Raw genomic sequence first — 22,683 nt, 5'->3', positions numbered from 1 at the left:
AGCGTTTTTCAAAAGACTGAGAGTTGAAATCCATGGTTGGTCGAGAATTCAAACATCTGTTGCCTGCGCTGGCCGCTGCAATTGTTCTGCTGGCAGGGGGTGTGCCGGCGCAGGCTGTTTCAATGAAGGAATGCAGCGCAAAGTACAAAGCCGCACAAGCGGCGGGCAGCGCGAAAAGCTGGAACGAATTCCGCAAGGAGGAATGCGCGAAAGCGCCATTTGCGGCGGTGGGGGATGAGGCGCAGGGGGCCGGTACGCAGGCCGCGCCAAAGGGCAGCGAGACGGCCGGGGTGACGAAGTCGCCGGTGTTTCCAAGCGCTGTCTCAAGCAAGTTCGCGGCGGAGAAACCGGCCAGGGCGCGTATGCATACGTGCCTGGAGCAGTATCACATCAACAAGGACAACAACACACTCGGCGGCATGCGCTGGATCGAGAAAGGCGGTGGTTACTACAAGCTTTGCAATGCCAGGCTGAAGGGGACGACGTGATCTGCCCGGCTCGGCCAGGTTGAGCGCGGACAGACAGGCGATTACCGCTTGAAATCGAGAGCCCGGAAACCCGTGGCGGCGATGAGCAGCCAGCCAAGGATGAGCAGTGTGCCGCCTGCGGGTGCGGCGCCGGGGAACAGGCGGTCGCCGGTGATGTCGCGGGAAGCGAGATCACCGATGAACAGGATGAGGCCGAGCAAAAGCGCGAGGCCGCCGCCATAGGCCGCGCGGCTGATTTTCGCCAGGATTGCAAGGGCGAGGAAAGCCGGGGCATGGATGAACAAGATGGGCGCAATCGTGCTCATATGGGCGCTGGCGCTGTGTGCGGCGGCGGCATAGGCGGCGATGCCGGCGGCGCCGATCAGGCCGCCAAGGGCCGCGAATGTCCGGTTGATCGCGTACCGGTGTGGGGTGCCGCTGTTGGTATCACCAGGGCGGGTATCGCCATTCAAAGCCATATTCGGTTCCAGTCCATGTCGGTGCAGTTCTGATCTGCTCTCGCAGTCTGCGATCCAGATTTACTTCAGTGCAGCCAGTGTCTCGGTGAGCTTTTCCTCGAACAGGCCCAGTTCCTCGTCCAATCCGACACTGACACGAATGCAGCGGTCAAGCACGGGGGCCATGGGCTTGCGGACGAAAATGTCGCGCTCGATGAGGCCGCTCAGCACGCTGGCGGCATAGGTGCCATCGCGTCCGCAATCGATGGTGACGAAATTGGTGGCGGACGGAATGGCAGCGAGGCCGTTCCTGGCGGCGATGGCGGCGATGCGGTCGCGCCCGGCAATGATCCGCGCCACCACCGCATTGAGATAGGGTTGGTCGGCAAGGGCGGCCAGCGCTGCGATCTGCACCATACGGTTCATGCCGAAATGGTTGCGGATCTTGTCGAAGGCGGTGATCTGGCGCTCCCCGCCAATGGCGTAGCCGCAGCGCATGCCGGCGAGGCCATAGGCTTTGGAGAAGGTGCGCATGCGCAGCACATTGGGCCGCGAGACGTCGATGGCGGGCAGGGCGGAAGCCGGGGCGGTCTCGCCATAGGCTTCGTCAAGAATCAGCAGGGTGGTTTCGGGCAGGGCGGCGATGAAGGCGCTGATTTCCGATGCCGTGTGCCATGTTCCCATGGGGTTGTCGGGATTGGAGAAATAGACCAGCGGCGCCTTTTCGCGAATGACGGCATCCAGCAGGGCATCGAGGTCTTCCCGGTCATTCCGGTAGGGAACCGTCACAAGCCGCCCGCCGAACCCGGCCACGTGAAAGTTGAAGGTGGGATAGGCGCCGAGCGAGGTGACAACCGGCGTTCCCTCGCGCACATACTGGCGAACGGTCAGCCCCAGCAGGGTGTCGACGCCTTCGCCGACCACGATATTGCGCGGGGTGACGGCGAGATGGGCGGCGAGTGCCGCCTTCAGGTCGAAATTCTCCGGGTCGCAATATTTCCACACCTCCGGCGCCGCGTCGCGCATGGCTGCGATCACCGATGGTGCCGGTCCAAACCCGTTTTCATTGGCGCCAAGCCGGGCGCGGAACGGCCGGTTGCGCTGGCGTTCCAGGGTTTCCGGTCCGACGAAGGGCACGGTGGAGGGGAGCGATTCAATCAGGGGTGTAAGCTGCGGTTCCATGGCCACAGCGATAGCAGTTTTTCCGGCGGTGAAAAGCAAAACCTGTCTGTTATTTCGGTGTAACAGGATTGAGTTTGCGCGCCTGCCGGTCTGCCGCCGGCTTTATGCCAACCCATAGGGCCGGAAGCAGCGCCGCCGCCAGCACCCACCACATCGGGCGGATCGAATAGGCGAAGGAAAGGTTGGCCAGCAGCACCCGCGTCGGCGGAATTCGGGTGGCGAGCGCGAACCATGCATATTCGGCAAGCGCGGTTGCAAGCGCAGCCAGCACGGCAATGGCAAGCAGCGTCCACGGCGAAGACAGGGCAAACCCCCGCGCATGGGCAAAGCGGTAGAGCAGAAGCACAATGAGAAAACCCGCCATCAGCGTTGCCTGCGTGACATCCGCCTTCGACTGCATAAAAAAATGCAGGACGCCGAGCGCCGCCAGCGGATAGGCGAGCGCGTGCAGCCGGTTCCAGTTCCTGCCCATGCGGCGGACCATGCCATCGGTGGAGGTCACGCCGAGCGCAACCAGGCCAAGCAATGCGGTGAAGCCGATCAACAGGTAGATGCGCAGCCAGATCTCGCTGGCCACCCGCAGCAGATTGCCGTTCTGGTCGGCGATATAGAGCGAAAAATGCAGGGCCGCATAGGCGAGGGCGGTGAGGCCAAGGATACGCCGGATCAGGATAAGCCTGTTCCAGCGGGTGATATGGCGCAGCGGCGTTATGGCGAGCGAGATCAGGAAAAAGCGGATCGCCCAGTCACCGGTCTGGTGGATGGCTTCCGTGATGGGCCGCGGTCCGAGAATATTGACCTTATAGCCCGTGGTGATGAACACCAGGGGGATAAAGGCAGCAAGGAGGGCTGCGATTTTGATGGCCGACAGTTTTCCTGCCCGGTCATTCCATGGAAACTTGCTCACGCCGCTGCTTTTCCCTGATCACATGGTTCCTTACATCCACAGGAATCCGGCGCTGACAAGACAACAAGCCGTGAAAATGCCGGGATATGTGGAGCAGGCCATCCCGCCGCTCAGTCTGCCGGGCCGGCAAACAGAATGAGGTTGCCGTCCGGGTCGGACACGATGAAGTTTCGCGCGCCCCACGGTTCCTTCTTCAGCGTCTGGTGAAAGGACACGCCCGCCGCCTGGAAATCGAGAAAGAGCTGCTTGATCTCGGCGGCGCTGTCGACGGCGATGGCGGCGGAAAGCAGATGTTCCCGGCTGCGGATATCGCCGTTAAAGACGGGCTCGCAGACCAGCCGCAAGGCAAGCTTGGCCCGGTCGCGGCCGAGCTGTCCGTAGAAGGGTGGTTCGCCATAGAGGAAATCAACGGCGAAGCCGAGCTTGCCGGTATAGAAGTCGCATGACCGCTGGATATCGGCGACGAAAAGCTGGGCAGCGATGGAACTGAGGACGGCGCGCGGCGCGGGTTGTTGGCTGGGTGTGCTCATGGTCTGGGCTCCTGATAGGAGCGCCTGCCACCCTTCGAAACCCCGCTGGCGTGCCACAAGTTCCTGCGCATCGCTGAGCCTGAATGGCGCATCCAGCACATCATTGTCATCGAGATGCCGGAACCGCGGCAGGGCGGCCCGAATTTCGGCGGCAACGGGATGATACCGTTCACGATGCCAGCGCAGATACTGCTTGGCTTGCTTTCTGAGGTTTTCGAGGTTCGGCATTGGCGCATCTGTTGTCAATTGACGCAGGCGGGCATTGCCCTTTCGGCCTCGTGCCGATGCGCCCTACGCAGCCCGGCAATAGTCGTGCGAACGGGCGGCCTTTGTCAAGACGGGCCGGCAACACAAAAAATCCGCCGGCGGGGGGCCGGCAGATGCGCGGGAGGCAATGGTGGTCAGGGGCGCTGGGTCGCCAGCCAGCGGTCGGCGCTGGCCCGGCCAAAAACCCGGGCGCGGCGATTATATTCCGCCGTCAGCTGCCGCCGGCTTTCTTCGCGCGCATAGGTCCGCTTGGCGGGGCGGTTCTTGCGGATGCGCGTGGACATGGCATCCTGTTCGGAGCGGGAGCGTGTGGCCTGGGCATTGGCGCCTGGCGCAGTGGCACTCGGGGTGTTGGCAGCGGGGGCAGTGGCATTGGGCGTACCTTGTGCCTGGCTTTCAGCAGCAAAAAGACCCGCAGCCACCGCTACGGCAAAAAACAGGCTTCGCATCAATAATGTCCTTTTTGATTCGTCTGTGTTTTGACGGGTGCCAAAAGAGTTCACGACCTTTTCGTGAAGTTTCAAAACCCGTCAAGGGACATCGCTGTCCCTGTTTATATCTTACCAGCGGTAATGGCGGCCCCCATAGATAATCAGGGGTGGCGAATTGAACCGCATGTCGTCGAATTGGGCCCGGTTTGTGGCGCGGCGGTCCAGCTCCAGGTCGAGCAGGCAGCGGGAAAAGGCGTCCGTTCCCCGCTTGAAACCATAGGACGAACAGGTCCGGCCATCGATGGCGCGGCGCTCTTCCGGGGTAATGGTCTGGCATCCGGCAACGAACAGAATGAGAAGCAACACGGAACAGGTTGCACGTTTCATCGGGCTCTCCATGTCGCCGTTATGAGGTGAAAGACGGCGACCAAATCAATTCAATGCACCGAGATTATCACAGAGCACCCGCCCGTGTTATCCCAATTGATTGATTGCATGGAGGAATTGCCGGATAAACGAAATACCCTGAAAAAGAAGGCTCAATCAGATGACGAGGACCCCGGCGAGCATCACGATAATGATCATTCCTGCCAGCAGGGGCAGGATGGACATGTTGGTTTCCGCCGGTTTGGGTTTCAATACCAATTTGGCAAAGTCAGCAGCACCGTGGCTGCAATTTCGGTGACCACAAGGAACACGACCAGAGGGAAGAACCCGTCGCTGATCTTTCTGTTGTCATTGGCTGGTGCAACGCTTGTCAAAGTCTGCTCCTGATTTAAACGACCTCCGCGGAACGCGAAACCCGGTCATGCTCGTCAGTGCCGATAGTCGGCTTGGTCACGCAACTGTAACAGTTTGAAACTTTTTGTCACCCCAAAAAGCACTTTCCGGTGCCAAACGTCTTTGTGAACGGCCCATTTGGTGGGGTTTTTGCCGGTCAATGCAGAAGAAAACAATGTGGTTTCAGTGACTTGATTCGCGCGGTGCACAGGCGGGAAAACCTGCACACCGCGCGTGTTTTTCTACTCGGCCGGAACCGGGGCGGGATGAACCGTGGCCGAATTGTGGCCCGATTCGCCATCGAAGTGGCTTCCCTGACTCGCATGCTTGAGCGGCCGGTTGCCGGTCATCGCGCGAACGAGCACGTAGAAGACCGGTGTCATGAACAGGCCGAACAGCGTCACGCCGATCATGCCCGAGAATACCGCCACGCCCATGGCGCTGCGCATTTCCGAACCTGCACCCGTCGACGTGACCAGCGGAACCACGCCCATGATGAAGGCAAGCGAGGTCATCAGGATCGGGCGCAGCCGCAGGCGGCTGGCTTCGATCACCGCCTTGAACGGCGTCGATCCCGCGAACTCCAGTTCCCGCGCGAATTCCACGATCAGGATGGCATTCTTGGCGGAGAGACCCACAAGCACGATTAGCCCGATCTGCGTGAAGACGTTGTTGTCACCGGCCGTCAGCCAGACGCCGAAGAGGGCGGCAAGCAAACCGAGCGGAACGATCATGATGATCGACAGCGGCAGGGACAGGCTTTCGTATTGGGCCGACAGCACCAGGAACACCAGCAGGATCGACAGCGGGAAGATCAGATAGGCGGAATTGCCGGCAATGATCTCCTGATAGGTCAGCTCCGTCCATTCATAGCCGATGCCGGCCGGGAAGGTCTCGGCGGCGATGCGTTCGACGGCAGCACGCGCCTGTCCGGAAGAGAAACCAGGCGCTGCGTTGCCGTTCACATCGGCGGCAAGGAAGCCGTTGTAACGCATGGCGCGGTCGGGTCCAGCGCTCGACTCCACCTTGAGCAGGGCCGATAGCGGGATCATTTCACCCGACCCCGAGCGGACCTTCAGGTCGCCAATGTCTTCCGCCTTCGCCCGGAAGCCGGAATCGGCCTGCATGCGGACCGAATAGGTGCGGCCGAACTTGTTGAAGTCGTTGACATAGACGGAACCGAGATAGATCTGCAGCGTGTTGAAGATTTCCGGCAGCGAAACGTTGAGCTGGCGTGCCTTGGCACGGTCCACATCGGCGTAAAGCTGAGGAACATTGATCTGATAGCTGGAGAACAGGCCGGTGAGTTCCGGAGCGGTGGCCGCCTTGGCAAGGAATGCCTTGGTGGCATCGTCCAGCGCCTGATAGCCGAGGCCATTGCGGTCTTCGATCTGGAACTTGAAGCCGCCAATGGCGCCCAGGCCCTGCACGGGTGGCGGCGGGAAGACAGCACTGAACGATTCCTTGATGCCGAACAACTGCATGTTCAGCGCCTTGGCAATCGCACCGGCGCTCAGGTCCGGCGTCTTGCGCTCCTCGAATGGCTTGAGCGAGACAAAGACGATACCGGCATTGGAACTGTTGGTGAAGCCGTTGATCGACAGGCCGGGGAAGGCAATGGTGCTCTGCACGCCCGGAATCTTCAGGGCGATGTCACCGATGCGGCGAACGACAGCTTCCGTGCGGTCAAGCGTTGCACCATCCGGCAGCTGGGTGAAGCCGACGAGATACTGCTTGTCCTGCGGCGGCACGAACCCGCCGGGAACACTCTTGAACATGAAGGCCGTCGCACCGATCAGCAGGATATAGATGCCCATCATCACGGTCTTGCGCGAGATGACCGCGGTCACGCCGCGGCTGTAGCCGTTGGCGCCGCGCGTGAACACCGCATTGAAGCCGCGGAACAGCCAGCCCAGCGTCTTGTCCATGAACCGCGTCAGCGCATCCTTCGGCTCGTCATGGCCTTTCAGAAGCAGGGCGGCGAGGGCCGGGGACAGGGTCAGCGAGTTGAAGGCGGAGATGACGGTCGAGATGGCAATGGTCAGCGCAAACTGCCGGTAGAATTGCCCGGTCAGGCCGCTGATGAAGGCCAGCGGCACGAAAACCGCAACCAGCACCAGCGCGATGGCAATGATCGGACCCGACACTTCGCGCATTGCCTGAACGGTCGCCGCGCGTGGCGCCAGGCCGTTTTCGATGTTGCGTTCGACGTTCTCCACCACCACGATGGCATCATCCACGACGATACCGATGGCGAGCACCAGGCCGAACAGGCTCAGCGCATTCACCGAGAAGCCGAAGAGATGCATGACGGCGAATGTGCCGATGATCGAGATTGGAACCGCAATCAGCGGAATGATCGAGGCGCGCCATGTCTGCAGGAACAGGATGACCACGAGAACGACGAGCACCACGGCTTCCAGCAGCGTATGCACGACGGCCTCGATGGAAGCACGGACGAACTGCGTCGTATCATAGACGATCTCGTAGCTGACGCCTTCCGGCATGGTCAGCTTCATCTCGTCCATGACCGCACGCACCTGGTCGGCGATCTGAATGGCGTTGGAGCCCGGCGCCTGGAAAACGGGGATGGCGACGGCCTGCTTGTTGTCGAGCAGCGAACGCAGGGAATACTGGGCAGCGCCAAGCTCGATGCGGGCGATATCGCGCAGATGCGTGATGGCGCCATTGGCAGCGGTCTTGACGATGATCTGGCCGAATTCTTCCTCGGTCTGCAGGCGGCCCTGCGCATTGACCGACAATTGCAGGTCGACGCCGTTGGGGCTAGGGGAGGCGCCGATGACGCCGGCGGCGGCCTGGACGTTCTGCGCCCGGATTTCGTTGAGGACATCCGTTGCCGAAAGGCCGAGTTCCGCTGTTTTCTGCGGATCGAGCCACACGCGCATGGAATAGTCGCCCGAACCGAACAGCTGCACGTCGCCGACACCATTGATGCGAGCGAGCCGGTCCTTGATGTTGATCAGCGCGTAATTGCGCAGATAGGTGATGTCATAGCGGTTGTTGGGCGAGATGAGATTGACCACCAGCATCAGGTCCGGTGAACTCTTCACCGTGGTGATGCCGAGGCTGCGCACCTCCTGGGGCAGGCGGGGTTCCGCCTGCGACACACGGTTCTGCACCAGCTGCTGTGCCTTGTCGGGGTCGGTGCCGATGGCGAAGGTCACGGTCAGGGTCATCTGGCCGTCGGTCGTGGCCTGGCTGCCCATATAGAGCATGCCTTCGACGCCGTTGATTTGTTCCTCGATGGGCGTCGCCACGGTTTCGGCAATGACCTTCGGGTTGGCACCCGGATATTGCGCCCGCACCACGATGGATGGCGGCACGACATCCGGATATTCCGAAACCGGCATGGCCGTCAGCGCGATCAGGCCGCCAAGGAAAATCACGAAAGACAGAACGCCCGCGAAGACCGGGCGGTCGATGAAGAAATTGGAGATATTCATATCACTATCCGCCTGCCCGTTGCGGGGCTTTGATGCGATTACTGTTGTGTCTTGGCCGGATCGGTGGCCAAGGCCTGCAAATTGTGCGCTGCAGTGCCCATGGCGACCATTTCAGGAGCGACGAGCGAACCGGGACGAATCCGCTGCAGGCCGTTGACGACGATCTTTTCCTCCGGCTGCAGGCCGCTGGTGACGATGCGCAGGCCTTCTGCCGGTGCCCCGAGCGAAATCTCGCGGTATTCGACGATGTTCTTGTCATTGACCACCATGACGAACTTCTTGCTCTGGTCGGTGCCGACGGCCTTTTCATCGACAAGCAGTTCCTGCTTCTCATTGGCCGTGCCCATGCGCAGCTTGGCAAACTGGCCCGGCATGAACTTGCCGTCCGCATTGTCAAACACCGCCCGCACCTTGACCGTGCCGCTGGCGACATCGACGCTGTTGTTGATCAGCTGCAGCTTGCCCTTCACGTCGTTCTGGCCATACACGTCCATGACGACGGGGATGCGGTCGGAGAAATCGCGGCTGTTGAGACCCTGCGGCAGGTCGGCAAGGGCCTGGGCCACGGTGTTCTCATTGGCTTCGAAGCTGGCATAGATCGGGCTGATCGAGACGATGGTTGTCAAAAGCGGCGAGCTGGGGCCGGAGGCGATCAGATTGCCGGCGGTGATTTCGATGCGTCCGACGCGGCCGCTGATGGGCGCGCGGATTTCGGTGTAACCGAGGTTGAGCATGGCGGTCTTGAGACCGGCCTGAGCGGCTTCGAGATCGGCCTGAGCGCCGCTCTGCACATTGCTGCGCTGGTCATAATCGCTCTGGGACACGGTGCGCGAATCAATCAGGCGCTTGCCGCGTTCCAGTTCGTTCTTGGCGAAGGACAGTTTTGATTCGGCGGCGCTGACGGCGGCCTTTGCCCGGGCGACCTCTGCTTCATAGGGCGCCGGATCGATCTTGACGAGAAGATCGCCCTGCTTGACCAGAGCGCCTTCCTTGAAAGCGACGGACTGGATCGCCCCGGCGACGCGCGAGCGCAGCTCGACATGGTCAATGGCTTCGAGACGTCCGGAGAATTCACTCCACCGGGTGATGAGCTTCGGCTGGACAATGGCAACGGAAACCGGGGTTGCAACGGGAGCAGCCTGTTTGCTGGTTTCGGCATGGCTCTTGCCAAGGTCGAACAGCTGGGTGGAGCCCGCGGCTGCGAGCGCCACAATAAAGCCGCCGGCATAGAGTGATCTTTTATAAGTGCTGATTGACATCGTGGTCATCCTGCTTTGAAAGTTGTATCGCCATTGGGAGTGGCTAAACCAAATTCGATCGTTGACGATCGATACCGATCGGTATAAAACGAGATATAAGGCTGCGGTACAGCGGCTGTCAATTGGATTTTATACCGAGCGGTATATTTCTTCTAGGGAGTCTTGTCCATGGGACGGCCGAGGGAATTTGATGCCGATGAGGCACTGCAGACTGCGCTCGAACTTTTTTGGCGCAAGGGCTACGAGGGCACATCCATCACAGACCTGACCGACGGCATGGGTATCACCAAGCCAAGTCTCTATGGCGCCTTCGGCAACAAGGAAGAACTGTTCCGCATGGCGCTCGAGCGCTATGAGCAGAATTACATGGCGTTTTTCTGGAAAGCGCTGGAACAACCGGATGCACGCACCGTCGCCATGGATATTCTGCACGGCTTTGCCGACGCGCAGACCTGCGATTGCAACCCCTCGGGGTGCCTGGGAATCAATGCGGCCATGGGCTGCAGCGATGCCGCCGCCGCCATCCAGAAGACCATCATCGAAAAGCGCAATATGGGCCAGAAGGCGCTGGCGCGGCGTTTTGCCCGGGCGAAGCGCGAGGGTGACCTCAAAACCGAGTGCGATGCGGAAGACATCGCCCGGTTCATCATGACCATATCCCAAGGTACCGCGGTACAGGCATCGAGCGGAACCGCGCGGGAAGAGCTTTACAGGCTGATTGATATCGCCATGCGCTGCTGGCCGGGCTAAAGCACCTAAACCAGACGGTGGCGGAACAGCCACGACGAAACCGGCAGTGTCACCACCGAAATGCCGATGAGTGCCAGCATTTCCGGCAGGAGCTGGCGAATGCCCGCGCCTTCCAGATAGACCTGATGCGTGATGCTGATGGCATAGCGCAGCGGATTGATCAGCGTGAAATACTGCAGGATATCCGGCATGTTGCCGATGGGGGCTGTCAGGCCCGACAGCAGCATGAATGGCATCAGGAGTACGAAGGAAAAGATCATCGCCTGCTGCATGTTGGCGGCCAGCGATGACAGGAAAAGCCCGATGCCGACGGCCGCCGCCAGAAACAGGATCAATCCCATATAGAGGATGAGATAGGACCCGGCGAAGGGTATCTGGAACCACAGCTGCGCGACGAGCAGGATGAGCGTCGCCTGGGTGGTTCCCACCATCATCGACGGCAGGGCCTTGCCCACCATGATTTCGGAGGGGCGGAAGGGCGTCACCAGCAACTGGTCGAGCGTCCCCGCCTCGCGCTCGCGCGCCACGGACATGGCCGTCAGCATCATCGTCATCATCATGGTGATGGTGCCGATCAGCGAGGGGATCATGTTCCAGCGCGTCTCGAGGCTCGGATTGTACCAGGCGCGTGTCGTCACGGTGATTCCGGTATTGGCGGCCTGGCCGTTCTCCGCGCGCCAGCGATGGGTGAAATCGGTCACGATGGCGCTGACATAGCCCTGCGCCGTGCCCGCCGTGTTGGAATTGCGCCCGTCGGCGATAACCTGCAACTGGGCGGGTTTTCCGGCCATCAGGTTCTTTTCAAAATCCTGATCGATGACGAGCACCAATAGAACGCGCCTGTTGTTGATGTAACCGGCGATATCGCCTGTCCGCTGCAGCGTCGCCACACGGGTGAAGGTGGCGGAACCATCGAACCGTGCGGCCAGCGCGATGGAGGCGGCGCTGTGATCATGATCGAGAAGGGCGTAGGGCACATCGTTGAGGTCGTAGCTTGCGGCATAGCCGAACACGAGGCATTGCATGATGGGCGGCACCACCAAAACGATGCGGCTCTTGGGGTCTTTCAGCATGGCCAGCAGTTCCTTGCGGATAAGGGCGATGATGCGGAAGAGCGACTGGATCATGGCTGCCTCACCCGAGTTTCTTGCGTGTTGCCCGCACGGACGCGGCCATCAGCACCGTTGCCATCACCGCGAGCACCGCGGCGTTGGGCAGGATCACCCCCCAGATATCGCCGGCGAGAAACAGGGTCTGCAGCACGCTGACGAAATAGCGGCCAGGGAAAATATAGGTGATGCACTGGATGACGAGCGGCATGCTACGGATGTCGAACATGAAGCCGGACAGCATCATTGCAGGCAGGAAGGTGACGACGAGGGTGACCTGACTGGCGACGAACTGGCTCTTGGTCACCGACGAGATCAGCAGGCCGATGCCGAGCGCCACGATCAGATAGAGCATCGAGACGATGACGAGTATCCACAGTGAGCCGCGCAGCGGCACATGGAACAGGATCTGGCTGCCGGCGACGGACAATGCCAGCCCGAGCATACCGAGAATGAAATAGGGAATGATCTTGCCGAGCAGGATTTCGACGGGCCGCACCGGTGTAACGAACAGGGCTTCGAAAGTGCCGCGCTCCCACTCCCGTGCCATGACGAGCGCGGTCAGGAGCGCGCCGATCAGCGTCATGACCAGCACGATCAGCCCCGGCACGAGGAAATAGCTGCTTTCATTGGCTTCGTTGAACCAGAGACGTGTTTGTATATCCACGGAAGCGCCATTGCCTGTGATCCTGCCTTCCGCCGCCTGCCGCGCCAGCCACGTGGCAACCGCCCCTTGCGCATAGGCCAGCGAGATGCGTGCCGTATTGGCGTCGGTGCCGTTGACGACGATCTGGATGTCGCCATTGCCCAGCGCAACGTTTCGGGCAAATTGCGGCGGAATGCGCACGATGCCGCTGACGGTCTTGTCCTTGAGCAGCCGCTCGGCTTCCGCCATGGTCTTGACCGGATGGGTCTGGAAATAGTCCGAAAGCTCGAACCCCGACACCGCGCCGCGCGCCTCTGCCGAATTGTCTTCCATGACAAGGGCAACCGGCAGGTTCTTCAGATCGAACGACAGGCCGTAGCCGAACAGGATCAGCAGCATCATCGGCATGACAATGCCGACCGCAATGCTGCTGGGATCGCGGATCACCTGCCAGGACTCCTTGCGCACCAGCGCCAGAATGCGCCGCAGGCTGCCATGATGCTGGACCGGGGCGGGCGTGCTCATGCGGCCTTGCCCCTTACTTCAGCGGCGCTGCGCGATTCCTCGACAATGGCGATGAACGCATCCTCCATATTCGGCTCGCGTCCGGCCTGCGGCTTGGCGTGGGCGCGAATGTCTGCGGGCGTTCCCTCGGCAAGGTTGCGCCCGGCGTCCATGATCATGATCCGGTCGCAATATTCCGCTTCCTCCATGAAATGGGTGGTGACGATGACCGTCACGCCCTGCTCCGACAGCGCGGTGATGCGCCCCCAGAATTCGCGCCGGGCGAGGGGATCGGCGCCGCTCGTCGCCTCGTCGAGGAACAGGATATCCGGTTCGTGCAACAGCGCAGCGGCCATGGCCAGCCGCTGCTTGAACCCGCCGGGCAACTGGCCGCTCGGCAGTGTCGCCAGTTCACCGAGTTCAAACTGTTGCTTCGACCAGTCGATGCGCTCGCGCTTTTTCGCACCGCGCAGGCCATAGGCGCTGGCGAAGAAATCCAGGTTTTCGTCCACCGAGAGGTCGCCATAGAGCGAGAATTTCTGCGCGACATAGCCCAGATTCTGCCGCGCTTGCGCCCGCGCCGTGCGCAAATCCGCGCCTGCAACCTGCAATGTTCCGCTGGTTGCAGGAATCAGTCCGCACAGCATACGGAATGTCGTGCTCTTGCCCGCGCCGTTCGGGCCGAGCAGCCCATAGATCTCGCCGCGCTTCACCTGGAAACTGACGTGGTTCACGGCGGCAAAATCGCCGAACATGCGCACGAGATCATGCACTTCGACGGAGATTTCGTCCCTGCGTGCCGGGTCTGCCGAGCGCTGCAGCTCCAGGCTGCTGGAATGGCCTTCGCCCGCCACGGCGCTGAACAGCACCATGAAGCCGTCCTCGAAGCGCGGCGGCGTTGCGGTCAGTGCCACCGGCCGGCCGTCGACGCTGAGTTTACCCTTGAAACCCGGCTGCCGGACGATGCGCACCTTGCCTGCCTCCGGCACGGCATCCACCACGCCGTCATGGCGGAAAAGCCGCGCCTGCAGCGAGCGGGCATTCATGCCGTCCTGCGGCGCGGCGATGAACACATTGCCTTTCGCGCGGGCGGTGATCTCGTCGGGCTTGCCCTGCGCCAGCACCTTGCCCAGATGCATGACGACCGCATGGTCGCAGAACTCGGCTTCGTCGAGATAGGAGGTGCTGACGATGACTGTCAGTCCGTCTTCGCGCACCAGTTTGAGCACGATCTCCCACAATTCCCGCCGCGACAGCGGATCGACGCCGACGGTCGGCTCATCGAGCAGCAGCAGCTCGGGCGAGCGCACCAGCGTACAGGCAAGGCCGAGCTTCTGCTTCATGCCGCCGGAGAGCTTTCCCGCCAGCCGGTCGGTGAAGCGGCCAAGATTGGTCATGTCCATCAGCCGCGGATAAATCGCGCGGCGCTGGTCCGGGGTGATGCCGTGCAGCTCCGCATAAAGATCGAGATTTTGCTGAACGCTCAGATCCTCATAGAGCCCGAATTTCTGCGGCATGTAGCCGATACGGTTCTGCACCGCCTGCGGATCGGCGGCGACATCGATGCCGAGCACCTTGAGTTCGCCGCTTTCCGCCGCCATCAGCCCGGCCATCAGGCGCAGGACCGTCGTCTTGCCCGCGCCGTCGGGCCCGACAAGGGCGGTCACCGTCCCGTGCCTCGCTTCAAACGAGACATCGTCGAGCGCCTTGACCGTTTCGCCGGTATCGCGGTGGAACGTCTTGTGGATGGACCGCGCCGTGACGGGGGAGGCTGGCGCGGCGGCGGTCATGGTTTTGTGTCCGTTTCGGGTGCCGCCGTGTGCGGCGCGGCCTCCGGCAGCAGTTGCACCGTGGCGGGCATGCCGAGCCGCAGCACATCCTTCCGGTCCTCGACAAAGACACGCACCTCATAGACGAGGCTGGTGCGCAGGTCCGTCGTCTCCACCGTTTTCGGGGTGAACTCCGCCACCGGCGAGATGAAGCCGACCCAGCCGTCCAGCGGCTGATCGGGAAAACTGTCCGTGGTGATCCTGGCCCGCATGCCGGGGCGCAGATGGCCGAGATTGGTTTCGGAGACATAGGCGCGCACCCATTTCGTGCCACGCGTTGCCAGTGAAAACACCGGCTTGCCGGGCGCGGCGATCTCGCCCGGTTCCATCAGCCGCGAGCGCACGACACCCTCAAATGGCGCAAACAGCTGCGCATCGGCAAGCTGCTGGCGCATGAGCGCCAGTTGCGCCTCGCTGCCGCGCAACTGCGCCTCGCTCTGGCTGATTTCCTCGACGCGCGGCCCGGCGATGGCCAGCGCCAGCGCACTTTGCGCCACGTCCACCTTGGCGTTGGCAACCGCTGCCGCCGCGCGCGCCGTATCAAGGTCCTGCTTGCTGGCGGTGGCGTTCGCCGTCAGTACGCTCTGGCGCTCGAACTGCGCCTTGGCGTTCAGCGCATCGGCCTGCGCCGACGCCAGATTGGCGCGTGCCTGGGCGATTTCCTCGGGCCGGCTGCCATTTTTCAGCTGGAGCAGCGCGGCCTGCTGGGCGGCAACCGTTGCCTCCGCCTGCTGCACCTGCGGGGCAAGGCGGCTGGTATCGAGCCGCGCCAGCACCTGGCCCTTGCCCACCACATCGCCTTCTTCGGCCAGCACCTCGGCAATCCGCTCCGATCCGTTGAAGGCAAGCGATGCCTGCCGCAGGTCGACATTGCCGTACAGCGTCAGTGCGTCATTGCCGGACGAGGGGCGGTAGTACCACCAGGCTGCTCCGCCAAGGCCGGCAATGAGGATCAGCGAAATGAGAATGCGAAGAATTTTGCTCATGCGCCATCATACAGGCCGCCCGTACATTATGTCAAATTTGAATTTCAATTTGAACTTTTAATCCTTTCAAATCTGGGTTACTGTGCTGGCATGATACGCAAAACACCTCGAAAACTTCCTGGACGGCGCGAAGACGGCGCTTCGACCAAGGCCCAGATTTTGGAAGCGGCGGGCGAAATTTTTGCCGAAAAAGGCTTTGACCGCGCTACGGGCAAGGAGATTGCCGGGCGGGCCGGGAGCAATTCCGCCGCGGTGAATTATTATTATGGCGGCATTGAAGGACTGTATGCCGAGGTGCTGGTCGAGGCGCACCGGCGGCTCCTGACCTACGACCGGCTGGTGGCGCTGGCACAAGGGCCGGGGGCTTCCATCGACAAGCTGAAAATCCTCATCGGGCTGATTGCCGGGACAATCACGGCGCCAGCGTCGTCCTCATGGGTGCTGCGGGTGCTGAGCCGCGAGATTCTTGCGCCATCCCAGGCCTTTCCCGTGCTGTTGCAGCAGGAAGTTCTGCCGAAGAAACAGGTGGTGGCCGGGCTTGTCGCCGATATTCTCGGCGTTCCGGTGGAGCATCCGGCGGTGGGGCGGTGCCTGCTCAACATCGTGGCGCCCTTTGCCATCCTGCTGGTCGGCAACCGGCAATTGCTGTCACAGGTGCTGCCGGAGCTTCAGTCGCCGGAACCCGGCCCGCAAACCGCCATCATCGCCCATTTCCAGCGCTTTGCCCTGGCCGGGCTGGAGGCGGCAGCGGCGGAGATCAGAAGGGAGGCGGGAGACTAGCGTCAGCCTCTTGCGGGAAAAGCTGAGGGCAGGGTCATTCATCCATCCGCAGTCTTACGCCCGGACCGCCATTCACCATCTCACCATCCGCTTCAAATATAACCCCCGCTTTTTCAAGCGCCGCTGCGATAGCCGTGATGGTCGCTGGCTTGAGTTTCTCACCCCGTTCCAACCGGGCGATTGTATCCGTCGACACGCGGGCACGAGCCGCGAGATCACGCACCCCAAGTCCCAAGGCCGCACGGGCCATCTTGCATTGCAAATCGATCATTTTCGCTACACGGTTATGATTTTTGTTGACGCCATTCCTAGTGGGGCTGTACCGTATCACTGTTGCGATTTTTTGCCGCTGAAACAGTGACGCCCAGCCTTATTGCTTGGGTGTCTATTATGTTTGTCTGAAACATTTTTAGATTAATTTTCAATCCTATTGAGGCCCTATCATGAGCCATGAATCAAGCAAAATCATTGATGCTCAAAACCGTCTGACCGAAGTGAAGTATCTCGTCGAAGTGCTGTTCATGGCAGCCGCCGATATCGGCAATAAGCGGCAGCAATCGGCAATTCAATATGTCTGCGACATTGCCGATGAGCGCATAGCAACAATCAATGCGCTGCTGGCCACGGCCTGCAAACAGCCGTGACCGGGGCAAGGGCGCGTTTTTAGCGGCTGACAGCGATCAGCTTGACAAGAGTGCGCTTGCCCGGATGAACGCGGGTCTGGGTATCGTTGAGAAATGCCAGCTTGCCGCGCTGTTCGATGCGGGCGGAAAGCGAAGGCCAGACCGGACATTTCTTGTCGCTGCGCACGCTGACCGGTACCCGCAGCGGAAAACGCTGGCCGGAAACGCGCTTTTCAACCGTGGCGACGGCGGTCATCGACATCGGTGCGTCAGCAAGATTGCCATCGAAAATCGTCAGGCTGAGCTGCGATCCCGCCGGAAGGCGCGCCTTCGACGGTCCCTCGACAATGACGGTTGTGTTGAAGCGGCAGGCCGACCATGCCGGCGTAACTGCTGCAATGCTCAGAACAGCCAATGCGGCAACCGCAAGTTTTGGTGTGATGGGTCTCAATGAACATTCCTTTCGCAGAAAAGCGTTTGGCTTGGAAGCCGCCGCCCGGCACTTGCAGCCGTCTGAAAGACTTAACCCAGGCCGCCCGGATAACCAAATCCGACGGCCGTCATATCGGCGGGAAAGCAGCAATACCGCAGGACGCCGCGTCAGTCGAAGAGGCGGCCGAGCAGGGAGCCGTGCTTGCCGCGGCGCCCGCCATGCGACCCGTGCCCGCCGTCGCGATAGCCGTGCGATGCATCGGATTCCGGGCATGGTGCCGGCACCGGTTGTGCCTGCGGCATGGTTTGCTGGGCGCCGCGCGTTTCATAGCGCGCGCTGCGCTCGATGATGTCGTCCAGCTTGCCGCGTTCGAGCCAGACACCCCGGCACTGCGGGCAGAAATCGACTGCAACACCCTGGCGGTCACCCATCAGCAGGCTGATCCCGCAGGCGGGGCAGACAAGCCCCTGGGCTTTCACCGGGCTGCCAATGTTCGGAACAATTGCCATTCTGGTCTCCATTGTTGTGCATAGGGACAGTGCATGCTGTTGCAATCGGTGTAGTATCTCTAGTGACTAGAGGAGCAAGCGGGTGCATTTCACATTGTCGTGAGATTTTTCGTGGCAGGTATTGCGGTCTAGCGGCGGCGCGGTCCGGCATTGCCAGCATGGCCGCCCTCGGCTATCCCCCGCGTACAGAGCACTCGGAAGATCGCGCACCCATGCCCATGACAGCAAACCCCGTCGCCGCAATTCTGGTTCATGTCAGCGATGTCGAGGCCGGGCTCGCATGGTATCAGCACGGTTTTCCTGAGGCTGTCCGCACGCGGCTCGACGAGTTTGATTTCGAGTTCCTGCAGATCGGCTCCGTCTGCCTTGAAATCGTGCCTGCGGACGCGCAGGTGGGGGCGGGGCCCTTCGGCTCGGTCGTCTATTGGGCGGTCGATGATTTTGACGCGGCTCTCGCCCATATGGAAAAACTGGGCGCCACGCTCTATCGCGGGCCGCTGGCGATACAGGATGGCCTTGCCATGTGTCAGGTTCGCGATCCCTGGGGCAACTGTATCGGTTTGCGGGGACCCCGGCCTGCGGCGATAGCCGGATAAGCCGTGCGCGGGGCGGCGGCGGACGAGATGCACGCAACGCTGTTCATACTCTGTTCATCACTGAAGGCGCACCTATCCCTGGTGTGAATCGATAGGAGTGACTTATGAAAAATCTTGTTTCGCTGTTTACCGCTGGCTTGCTGGCGGTTCTCGTTGGATTGACTTCGGTCGTTTCTTCGAACGCGGCACCGGTATCGGCCCAGAAGACGCCGGTCGTATCCAATGTCGAGCAGGTGCAGTATGTTGAGCGGCGCCGCCACGACAATCGCCGTTGGGATCGCCGCGACGACCGTCGCTGGGACCGCCGTGACGAACGCCGCCGTCCGCATTTCAACAACCGCGATTATCGTCCGGGATATTGGAAGAATCAGCGTGGCTACCGTGAATATCGCCGCGGCTACCGCCGTCACAGCGATGGCTACTGGTATCCGCTGGGTGTTTTCCGTCTCTGATATCCATCGGAACGCTTGAACGCTAGAGGGGCGGCTCGCGAGAGCCGCCTTTTCTATGGCCGGTTGCCCTGTTGCAGGTCAGCCGCCTGGGCGTCCTGCAGCAGCCAGCAGTGTCCGAGCGCCTGCACTGCGGAACAACGGTCTTTGAAAATAAGCGTGAAAATGGCGGAGAAGAAGGGATTCGAACCCTCGAGAGCCTTTTGAGCCCTACTCCCTTAGCAGGGGAGCGCCTTCGACCACTCGGCCACCTCTCCAAGGACGCTGACTAAAGAGGAAACCCTTTGTTGGCAAGGCTTTTATTCGGCCTCATCCAAAATTTTGTGCAAGCGGTGAGCCCGCCGAAAACATCAATAATGGCGGGCAAACGCTGCGGGACAGGCCTTTTCCACCTCATTTCTGCCGACTTTGCTGCCTGCCGTTCGCTTCGCCATGGAAATGGCCGGAACTGGCGGGCGGAGTTGCGGGGGAGGAGAGGCTGATTCGACATGGCCGCGTCCCTTGATCTGATTCTCCTGTCTCCCGGTATCCCGGCGCAGCCTATCCAATCCGGGAATGGCGTGGCTTGCGGCACGGATCGGGCCGTCAGGCATGGGCGACCCAGCCGCGGAAGCTGAAGGCAGCATAAAACAGCTCGACCTGTGCAAAACCGGCCCCGATCAGGATCGCCTCGTCCTCCTCGGGCGCAAGAATGTGGGTCTTCGTGTCGACAGCCCGTTGCATGTTGGCAGCCTTTTCAGGATCAAGCCCGGCCGCGACCGCAAAGGCGGCGTAGCGTGAAAGCCATGCCGCACGCGCCCCGTCGCCTTGCGGGATACTGAGATGGGCGGTCACGAACGGTGCGCCGGGCTTGAGCCGCCGGTGGATTTCAGCCGCCGTGCGCTGGCGCTCCGCCGCGTCCATGAAATGCTGGGTGAGGAGGCAGGCCGCCGCATCGTAGGGGCCATCCGGCGCATCGCCGATGTAGCCTTGCTGCAGCCGCGCCCGCGATGCCAGCGGCCCCAGCGTCCGTCCGGCCAGCTGGAGCATTTCTGCTGATGGATCGATGCCGTCAAAAGTCCAGCCCGGATGTGCCTGGGCAAACACCTTCAGCTCCAATCCGCCGCCCGCCCCAAGCACCAGCACACGGGCGTCGTCAGGCGCGCGCTCCGCCAGCAGCAGCGTCGTCATGCGTTGCATGGCATCAAAGCCAGGCACGAAACGGGTCGGCCCATCGGCATAGCGCGCCACGGCTTGCGGATCGGAAAAGGCGGTCATCGCGTGTGCGTCTCCACTTGCTGCGGCGCCGGTTTGAACATCCGCATTTCATGTCACTTAATATGTTACGTGATATGACAGAAATCAAGACCTTGCGAAAATGGGGGCGGCCGCCGGCATCCCGGCGCCAGTGCGGGGAGAGGGGGATTAGTGTGGTGGGGTACGATCGATGTATTGCCGCACGGGGCGGAGCAATTTTTTCTTGGCATATATGCTGACAAGGAAATGCAATTCTTGCCTGTAACTTGTTCTGCCCTCTTGTCTTGTGATTTTTTTTGAGAGACGTAATATATCGATTGATTCACGGCGAATTTGAACATGCCAAGGTCAGGCCAGGAACTCTGGGTATACTTGACCGGCAGTGGTGCAAAGCCGGGAATGAGGCCCGGCAGGGGGGGATCATCGGGGGGTGAATTGCCGAGCCTCACGTTGCCCGAAGGTGACAACGTGCGCTTGATACCATCAGAAGCTGAGGAGGAGATTATCCGAACCTGAAGCGAAACTGAGGGAATGACAGCGAAAAGTCGAAAGGACAGGGCCTGGCGCAACAGCGCCGGGCCCTGTCTTTTCCGGAGCCGTCATACAGTGCCAAACCGGTCAAGCGCCGCCCATGCCGGCGGTCAAAAAAGCCTATGGTTAATTTTGTGTTTCTTCTTCCGTCGTTTTTTGTATCGTGTGCACCAGACTCGTTTGTTCAGGAACCATGAGGGCACAGATGAAATCTTGGCGTTCGGTTGGTGTTGGAGCGCTGGTCAGCGCAGCGATTCTCGGACTTTCTTCCGGCCCGGTGACGGCCGCCAGCAAGGCCCATCCCTTCATTTATTTTGCCACCTCGGATCCGTTCCTGCAACCCGGAGAGGCGCCGAAGCGCAATGACATCACGCTGCTGGGCGGGCCGTTTGCGCGCGACACGGCGGGCGGAGCCATTCACCTCTTCGGTGTGGACTACACCGGGAACGGCCTGATCGGCGTCACCTATGGTCGCGATGTCTATGATCTCGGATCGGGATTTCAACTTGGCGGCGTCATCGGCGTGGCGCTGCGTTTTGGCGAGGACGACGACACCTCGGGCGAAGTCTGGACCGGCGTCCGGCTGAAGCACCAGGGTCTCGTTATCGGCAATGTCGTGATCTCCCCGGCATTCACCGCCGGTTTCAGTGCCGTGACGGGCGAGACCCAGATCGAGAAGGAACGCGAGCTTCGCTATGACGGCGATGCGTCCTTCCTGGGCTTTCTCGGGCCGGAACTTTCATTTCGCTGGGGCGGCGCGCCCAATCTGGAAGTGACATGGCAATTGCATCACCGCTCCGGTGCCGGCGAAACCTTCGGCAATATGGGCGAGGGATCAAACGCCAATACGGTCGGTATCCGTTATCACTTCTGACGGTTTTTCGCCGGCCGGGTGCGGGCTGGACACGGCTCGGGTCGCGTGACGGCGCAGGGACAGGCGGGAACAGCAGGCGCGCCATCGCCGGTCATCAATCCTGCTCAAGCACAGCCACGCAGGGATCAAGATCATGCGTGGCCAGATGTGCGTAACGCATGGTCATCTGCAATGTCTGATGGCCGAGCCAGATTTGCACGCGCCTGATATCGATGCCGCCGCGCACCAGCCGTGACGCGCAGGTATGGCGCAGGATATGCGGCACGACCTGATCATCCGCTCCCAATCCAACCTCCGCCTTGGCTTCGTTCCAGATGGCGCGGAATCGCGGCTGGTCGTGCATGGCAAAAGGGCCCTTCAAGCGCCCGCGCGGAATCTGGGTGACGTCATGGGCGCGCCGGGTCAGGGGCACGGTGCGGCTGCGTCCGGATTTTGTCAGCCAGAATGTCGAGCGGCTTCCCTGCAGGTCGTTCCAGTTCAGCCCGATCGCCTCGCCGAGCCGGCACCCCGTGTCGACAAGAAAGATGCTCAGGCGGTAGCTGTCTTCGCATTTGGCGCGAATGGCCGAAAACAGCCGCGCCTCCTCCTCCAGCTCGAGAAAGCGGATGCGGCCCTGTCTTTCCTTCTGGCGCCGGAATTCGGGCAGGTTGTAAATATCGCCCATCTTGCAAGCTTTCCGAAGCAGTTTGCTCAAGGCAGCCATTTTGCGGTTGATGGTTGCATTGCTGTTGCCGCGCTCGCGCAGTGCGCTGATGACGGAATCGAGCATGTCCTGGGTAAAAACGCTGAACCGGTTGCCGGCCAGTATCTCGCTGGTTTCGCCCAGGAAGGATTTGACATTGCCCTTGTGCGAACCGTCGTCCCAGAGAATCCCGATATAACGCGCCGTCAACTCATCCAGCGAGTGATCTCTGACCACACGGTTGCCCCTATGGTCCGCCGCCGCGTAGGTCACGCTGTACTGAAATCGAACCGGGAAGTCGGTGTCCGCCTGTTTGGCACCCATCGATGAAATTGTCATAGGGATCACGCTCTAAATCAGAAAAATATGCATAAATAAAATATGCATCGAGTTGTAATCGT

Annotated in this window: 25 protein-coding genes and 1 tRNA gene; 8 read left to right on the top strand and 18 right to left on the bottom strand. The window is 61.1% G+C overall.

Annotated features, from left to right (window positions below):
* Positions 1–32 precede the first annotated feature (32 nt).
* A complete protein-coding gene (locus tag C5750_RS19970) occupies positions 33–488 on the top strand; it encodes a hypothetical protein (RefSeq protein ID WP_105735989.1) in 456 nt (151 codons plus the stop codon).
* 41 nt (positions 489–529) lie between these two features.
* On the opposite strand, the gene C5750_RS19965 is transcribed toward C5750_RS19970, so the two are convergent.
* The 6 genes from C5750_RS19965 to C5750_RS19940 form a co-directional block, all read right to left on the bottom strand.
* Positions 530–946: a DUF423 domain-containing protein gene (locus C5750_RS19965; protein ID WP_158531341.1), complete on the bottom strand. Its 417-nt coding sequence runs from the start codon at positions 944–946 to the stop codon at positions 530–532.
* 60 nt (positions 947–1,006) lie between these two features.
* Entirely contained in the window at positions 1,007–2,107 is a 1,101-nt protein-coding gene (locus C5750_RS19960; RefSeq protein ID WP_425350494.1) for a pyridoxal phosphate-dependent aminotransferase, read from the bottom strand.
* A gap of 49 nt (positions 2,108–2,156) precedes the next feature.
* Positions 2,157–3,014 (bottom strand): protein-methionine-sulfoxide reductase heme-binding subunit MsrQ, encoded by an 858-nt coding sequence (locus C5750_RS19955; protein WP_105735985.1) that lies wholly within the window; start codon positions 3,012–3,014, stop codon positions 2,157–2,159.
* A gap of 110 nt (positions 3,015–3,124) precedes the next feature.
* Entirely contained in the window at positions 3,125–3,772 is a 648-nt protein-coding gene (locus C5750_RS19950) for a VOC family protein (RefSeq protein WP_105735983.1), read from the bottom strand.
* Positions 3,773–3,945: 173 nt separating this feature from the next.
* Positions 3,946–4,260, bottom strand: coding sequence for a hypothetical protein (locus C5750_RS19945; RefSeq protein WP_105735981.1), 315 nt, complete (start codon positions 4,258–4,260; stop codon positions 3,946–3,948).
* Positions 4,261–4,371: 111 nt separating this feature from the next.
* Positions 4,372–4,629: a hypothetical protein gene (locus tag C5750_RS19940; protein ID WP_105735979.1), complete on the bottom strand. Its 258-nt coding sequence runs from the start codon at positions 4,627–4,629 to the stop codon at positions 4,372–4,374.
* Between the two features lie 108 nt (positions 4,630–4,737).
* Between C5750_RS19940 and C5750_RS26395 the strand changes: the two genes are divergently transcribed.
* Entirely contained in the window at positions 4,738–5,016 is a 279-nt protein-coding gene (locus C5750_RS26395; RefSeq protein ID WP_130502121.1) for a hypothetical protein, read from the top strand.
* A 248-nt stretch (positions 5,017–5,264) separates the two neighbouring features.
* Here C5750_RS26395 and C5750_RS19935 read toward each other — a convergent pair whose 3' ends face one another.
* Both C5750_RS19935 and C5750_RS19930 read right to left on the bottom strand, forming a co-directional pair.
* A complete protein-coding gene (locus tag C5750_RS19935) occupies positions 5,265–8,486 on the bottom strand; it encodes an efflux RND transporter permease subunit (protein WP_105735977.1) in 3,222 nt (1,073 codons plus the stop codon).
* Between the two features lie 38 nt (positions 8,487–8,524).
* Positions 8,525–9,745, bottom strand: coding sequence for an efflux RND transporter periplasmic adaptor subunit (locus tag C5750_RS19930; protein WP_105736159.1), 1,221 nt, complete (start codon positions 9,743–9,745; stop codon positions 8,525–8,527).
* Positions 9,746–9,913: 168 nt separating this feature from the next.
* On the opposite strand from C5750_RS19930, the gene C5750_RS19925 reads away from it, so the two are divergent.
* Positions 9,914–10,495 carry a TetR/AcrR family transcriptional regulator gene (locus tag C5750_RS19925; RefSeq protein WP_105735974.1) on the top strand — a complete coding sequence of 194 codons (582 nt, stop codon included), beginning with the start codon at positions 9,914–9,916 and terminating at the stop codon, positions 10,493–10,495.
* Between the two features lie 5 nt (positions 10,496–10,500).
* On the opposite strand, the gene C5750_RS19920 is transcribed toward C5750_RS19925, so the two are convergent.
* The 4 genes from C5750_RS19920 to C5750_RS19905 are packed head-to-tail and all read right to left on the bottom strand — an operon-like array spanning position 10,501 to position 15,569.
* Entirely contained in the window at positions 10,501–11,622 is a 1,122-nt protein-coding gene (locus tag C5750_RS19920) for an ABC transporter permease (RefSeq protein WP_105735972.1), read from the bottom strand.
* 7 nt (positions 11,623–11,629) lie between these two features.
* Positions 11,630–12,775 (bottom strand): ABC transporter permease, encoded by a 1,146-nt coding sequence (locus C5750_RS19915; protein WP_105735971.1) that lies wholly within the window; start codon positions 12,773–12,775, stop codon positions 11,630–11,632.
* On the bottom strand, positions 12,772–14,544 hold the full coding sequence (locus C5750_RS19910) for an ATP-binding cassette domain-containing protein (RefSeq protein WP_105735970.1): 1,773 nt from the start codon (positions 14,542–14,544) through the stop codon (positions 12,772–12,774). Before C5750_RS19910 ends, C5750_RS19915 begins: the two co-directional genes overlap by 4 nt.
* Complete coding sequence (locus C5750_RS19905) at positions 14,541–15,569, bottom strand: HlyD family secretion protein (protein WP_105735968.1); 1,029 nt, start codon at positions 15,567–15,569, stop codon at positions 14,541–14,543. The genes C5750_RS19910 and C5750_RS19905 overlap by 4 nt, the downstream gene beginning before the upstream one ends.
* 90 nt (positions 15,570–15,659) lie before the next feature.
* Here C5750_RS19905 and C5750_RS19900 point away from each other — a divergent pair, with 90 nt between their 5' ends.
* Positions 15,660–16,349 (top strand): CerR family C-terminal domain-containing protein, encoded by a 690-nt coding sequence (locus C5750_RS19900; RefSeq protein WP_105735966.1) that lies wholly within the window; start codon positions 15,660–15,662, stop codon positions 16,347–16,349.
* Between the two features lie 34 nt (positions 16,350–16,383).
* On the opposite strand, the gene C5750_RS19895 is transcribed toward C5750_RS19900, so the two are convergent.
* Positions 16,384–16,620 (bottom strand): helix-turn-helix domain-containing protein, encoded by a 237-nt coding sequence (locus C5750_RS19895; protein WP_105735964.1) that lies wholly within the window; start codon positions 16,618–16,620, stop codon positions 16,384–16,386.
* 172 nt (positions 16,621–16,792) lie between these two features.
* Between C5750_RS19895 and C5750_RS19890 the strand changes: the two genes are divergently transcribed.
* Positions 16,793–16,993, top strand: coding sequence for a hypothetical protein (locus C5750_RS19890; protein WP_105735962.1), 201 nt, complete (start codon positions 16,793–16,795; stop codon positions 16,991–16,993).
* Positions 16,994–17,012: 19 nt separating this feature from the next.
* On the opposite strand, the gene C5750_RS26635 is transcribed toward C5750_RS19890, so the two are convergent.
* Positions 17,013–17,423 carry a YbaY family lipoprotein gene (locus C5750_RS26635; RefSeq protein ID WP_158531342.1) on the bottom strand — a complete coding sequence of 137 codons (411 nt, stop codon included), beginning with the start codon at positions 17,421–17,423 and terminating at the stop codon, positions 17,013–17,015.
* A gap of 149 nt (positions 17,424–17,572) precedes the next feature.
* Positions 17,573–17,914, bottom strand: a complete 342-nt coding sequence (locus C5750_RS19880; RefSeq protein WP_105735958.1) for a TFIIB-type zinc ribbon-containing protein — start codon at positions 17,912–17,914, stop codon at positions 17,573–17,575.
* Positions 17,915–18,126: 212 nt separating this feature from the next.
* Here C5750_RS19880 and C5750_RS19875 point away from each other — a divergent pair, with 212 nt between their 5' ends.
* A complete protein-coding gene (locus C5750_RS19875) occupies positions 18,127–18,510 on the top strand; it encodes a VOC family protein (protein WP_245421173.1) in 384 nt (127 codons plus the stop codon).
* 104 nt (positions 18,511–18,614) lie between these two features.
* Positions 18,615–18,962, top strand: coding sequence for a hypothetical protein (locus tag C5750_RS19870; RefSeq protein WP_105735956.1), 348 nt, complete (start codon positions 18,615–18,617; stop codon positions 18,960–18,962).
* Positions 18,963–19,125: 163 nt separating this feature from the next.
* Here C5750_RS19870 and C5750_RS19865 read toward each other — a convergent pair.
* Positions 19,126–19,216 (bottom strand) — tRNA-Ser (locus tag C5750_RS19865).
* 328 nt (positions 19,217–19,544) lie between these two features.
* The gene (locus tag C5750_RS19860) at positions 19,545–20,216 is read right to left on the bottom strand and encodes a class I SAM-dependent methyltransferase (protein WP_105735954.1); all 672 of its coding nucleotides are present in this window, start codon (positions 20,214–20,216) and stop codon (positions 19,545–19,547) included.
* Between the two features lie 715 nt (positions 20,217–20,931).
* Here C5750_RS19860 and C5750_RS19855 point away from each other — a divergent pair.
* The gene (locus C5750_RS19855; protein ID WP_105735952.1) at positions 20,932–21,600 is read left to right on the top strand and encodes a hypothetical protein; all 669 of its coding nucleotides are present in this window, start codon (positions 20,932–20,934) and stop codon (positions 21,598–21,600) included.
* A gap of 94 nt (positions 21,601–21,694) precedes the next feature.
* Here the strand turns inward: C5750_RS19855 and C5750_RS19850 are convergent, their stop codons facing one another.
* Positions 21,695–22,621 carry a tyrosine-type recombinase/integrase gene (locus C5750_RS19850; RefSeq protein WP_105735950.1) on the bottom strand — a complete coding sequence of 309 codons (927 nt, stop codon included), beginning with the start codon at positions 22,619–22,621 and terminating at the stop codon, positions 21,695–21,697.
* Between the last annotated feature and the right edge of the window lie 62 nt (positions 22,622–22,683).

It is taken from the genome of Phyllobacterium myrsinacearum, assembly GCF_002980555.1.
GTDB classification, from domain to species: domain Bacteria; phylum Pseudomonadota; class Alphaproteobacteria; order Rhizobiales; family Rhizobiaceae; genus Phyllobacterium; species Phyllobacterium myrsinacearum.
Note: the sequence above shows the minus strand (reverse complement) of the source record. Positions and strands in the feature narration are given on the sequence as shown.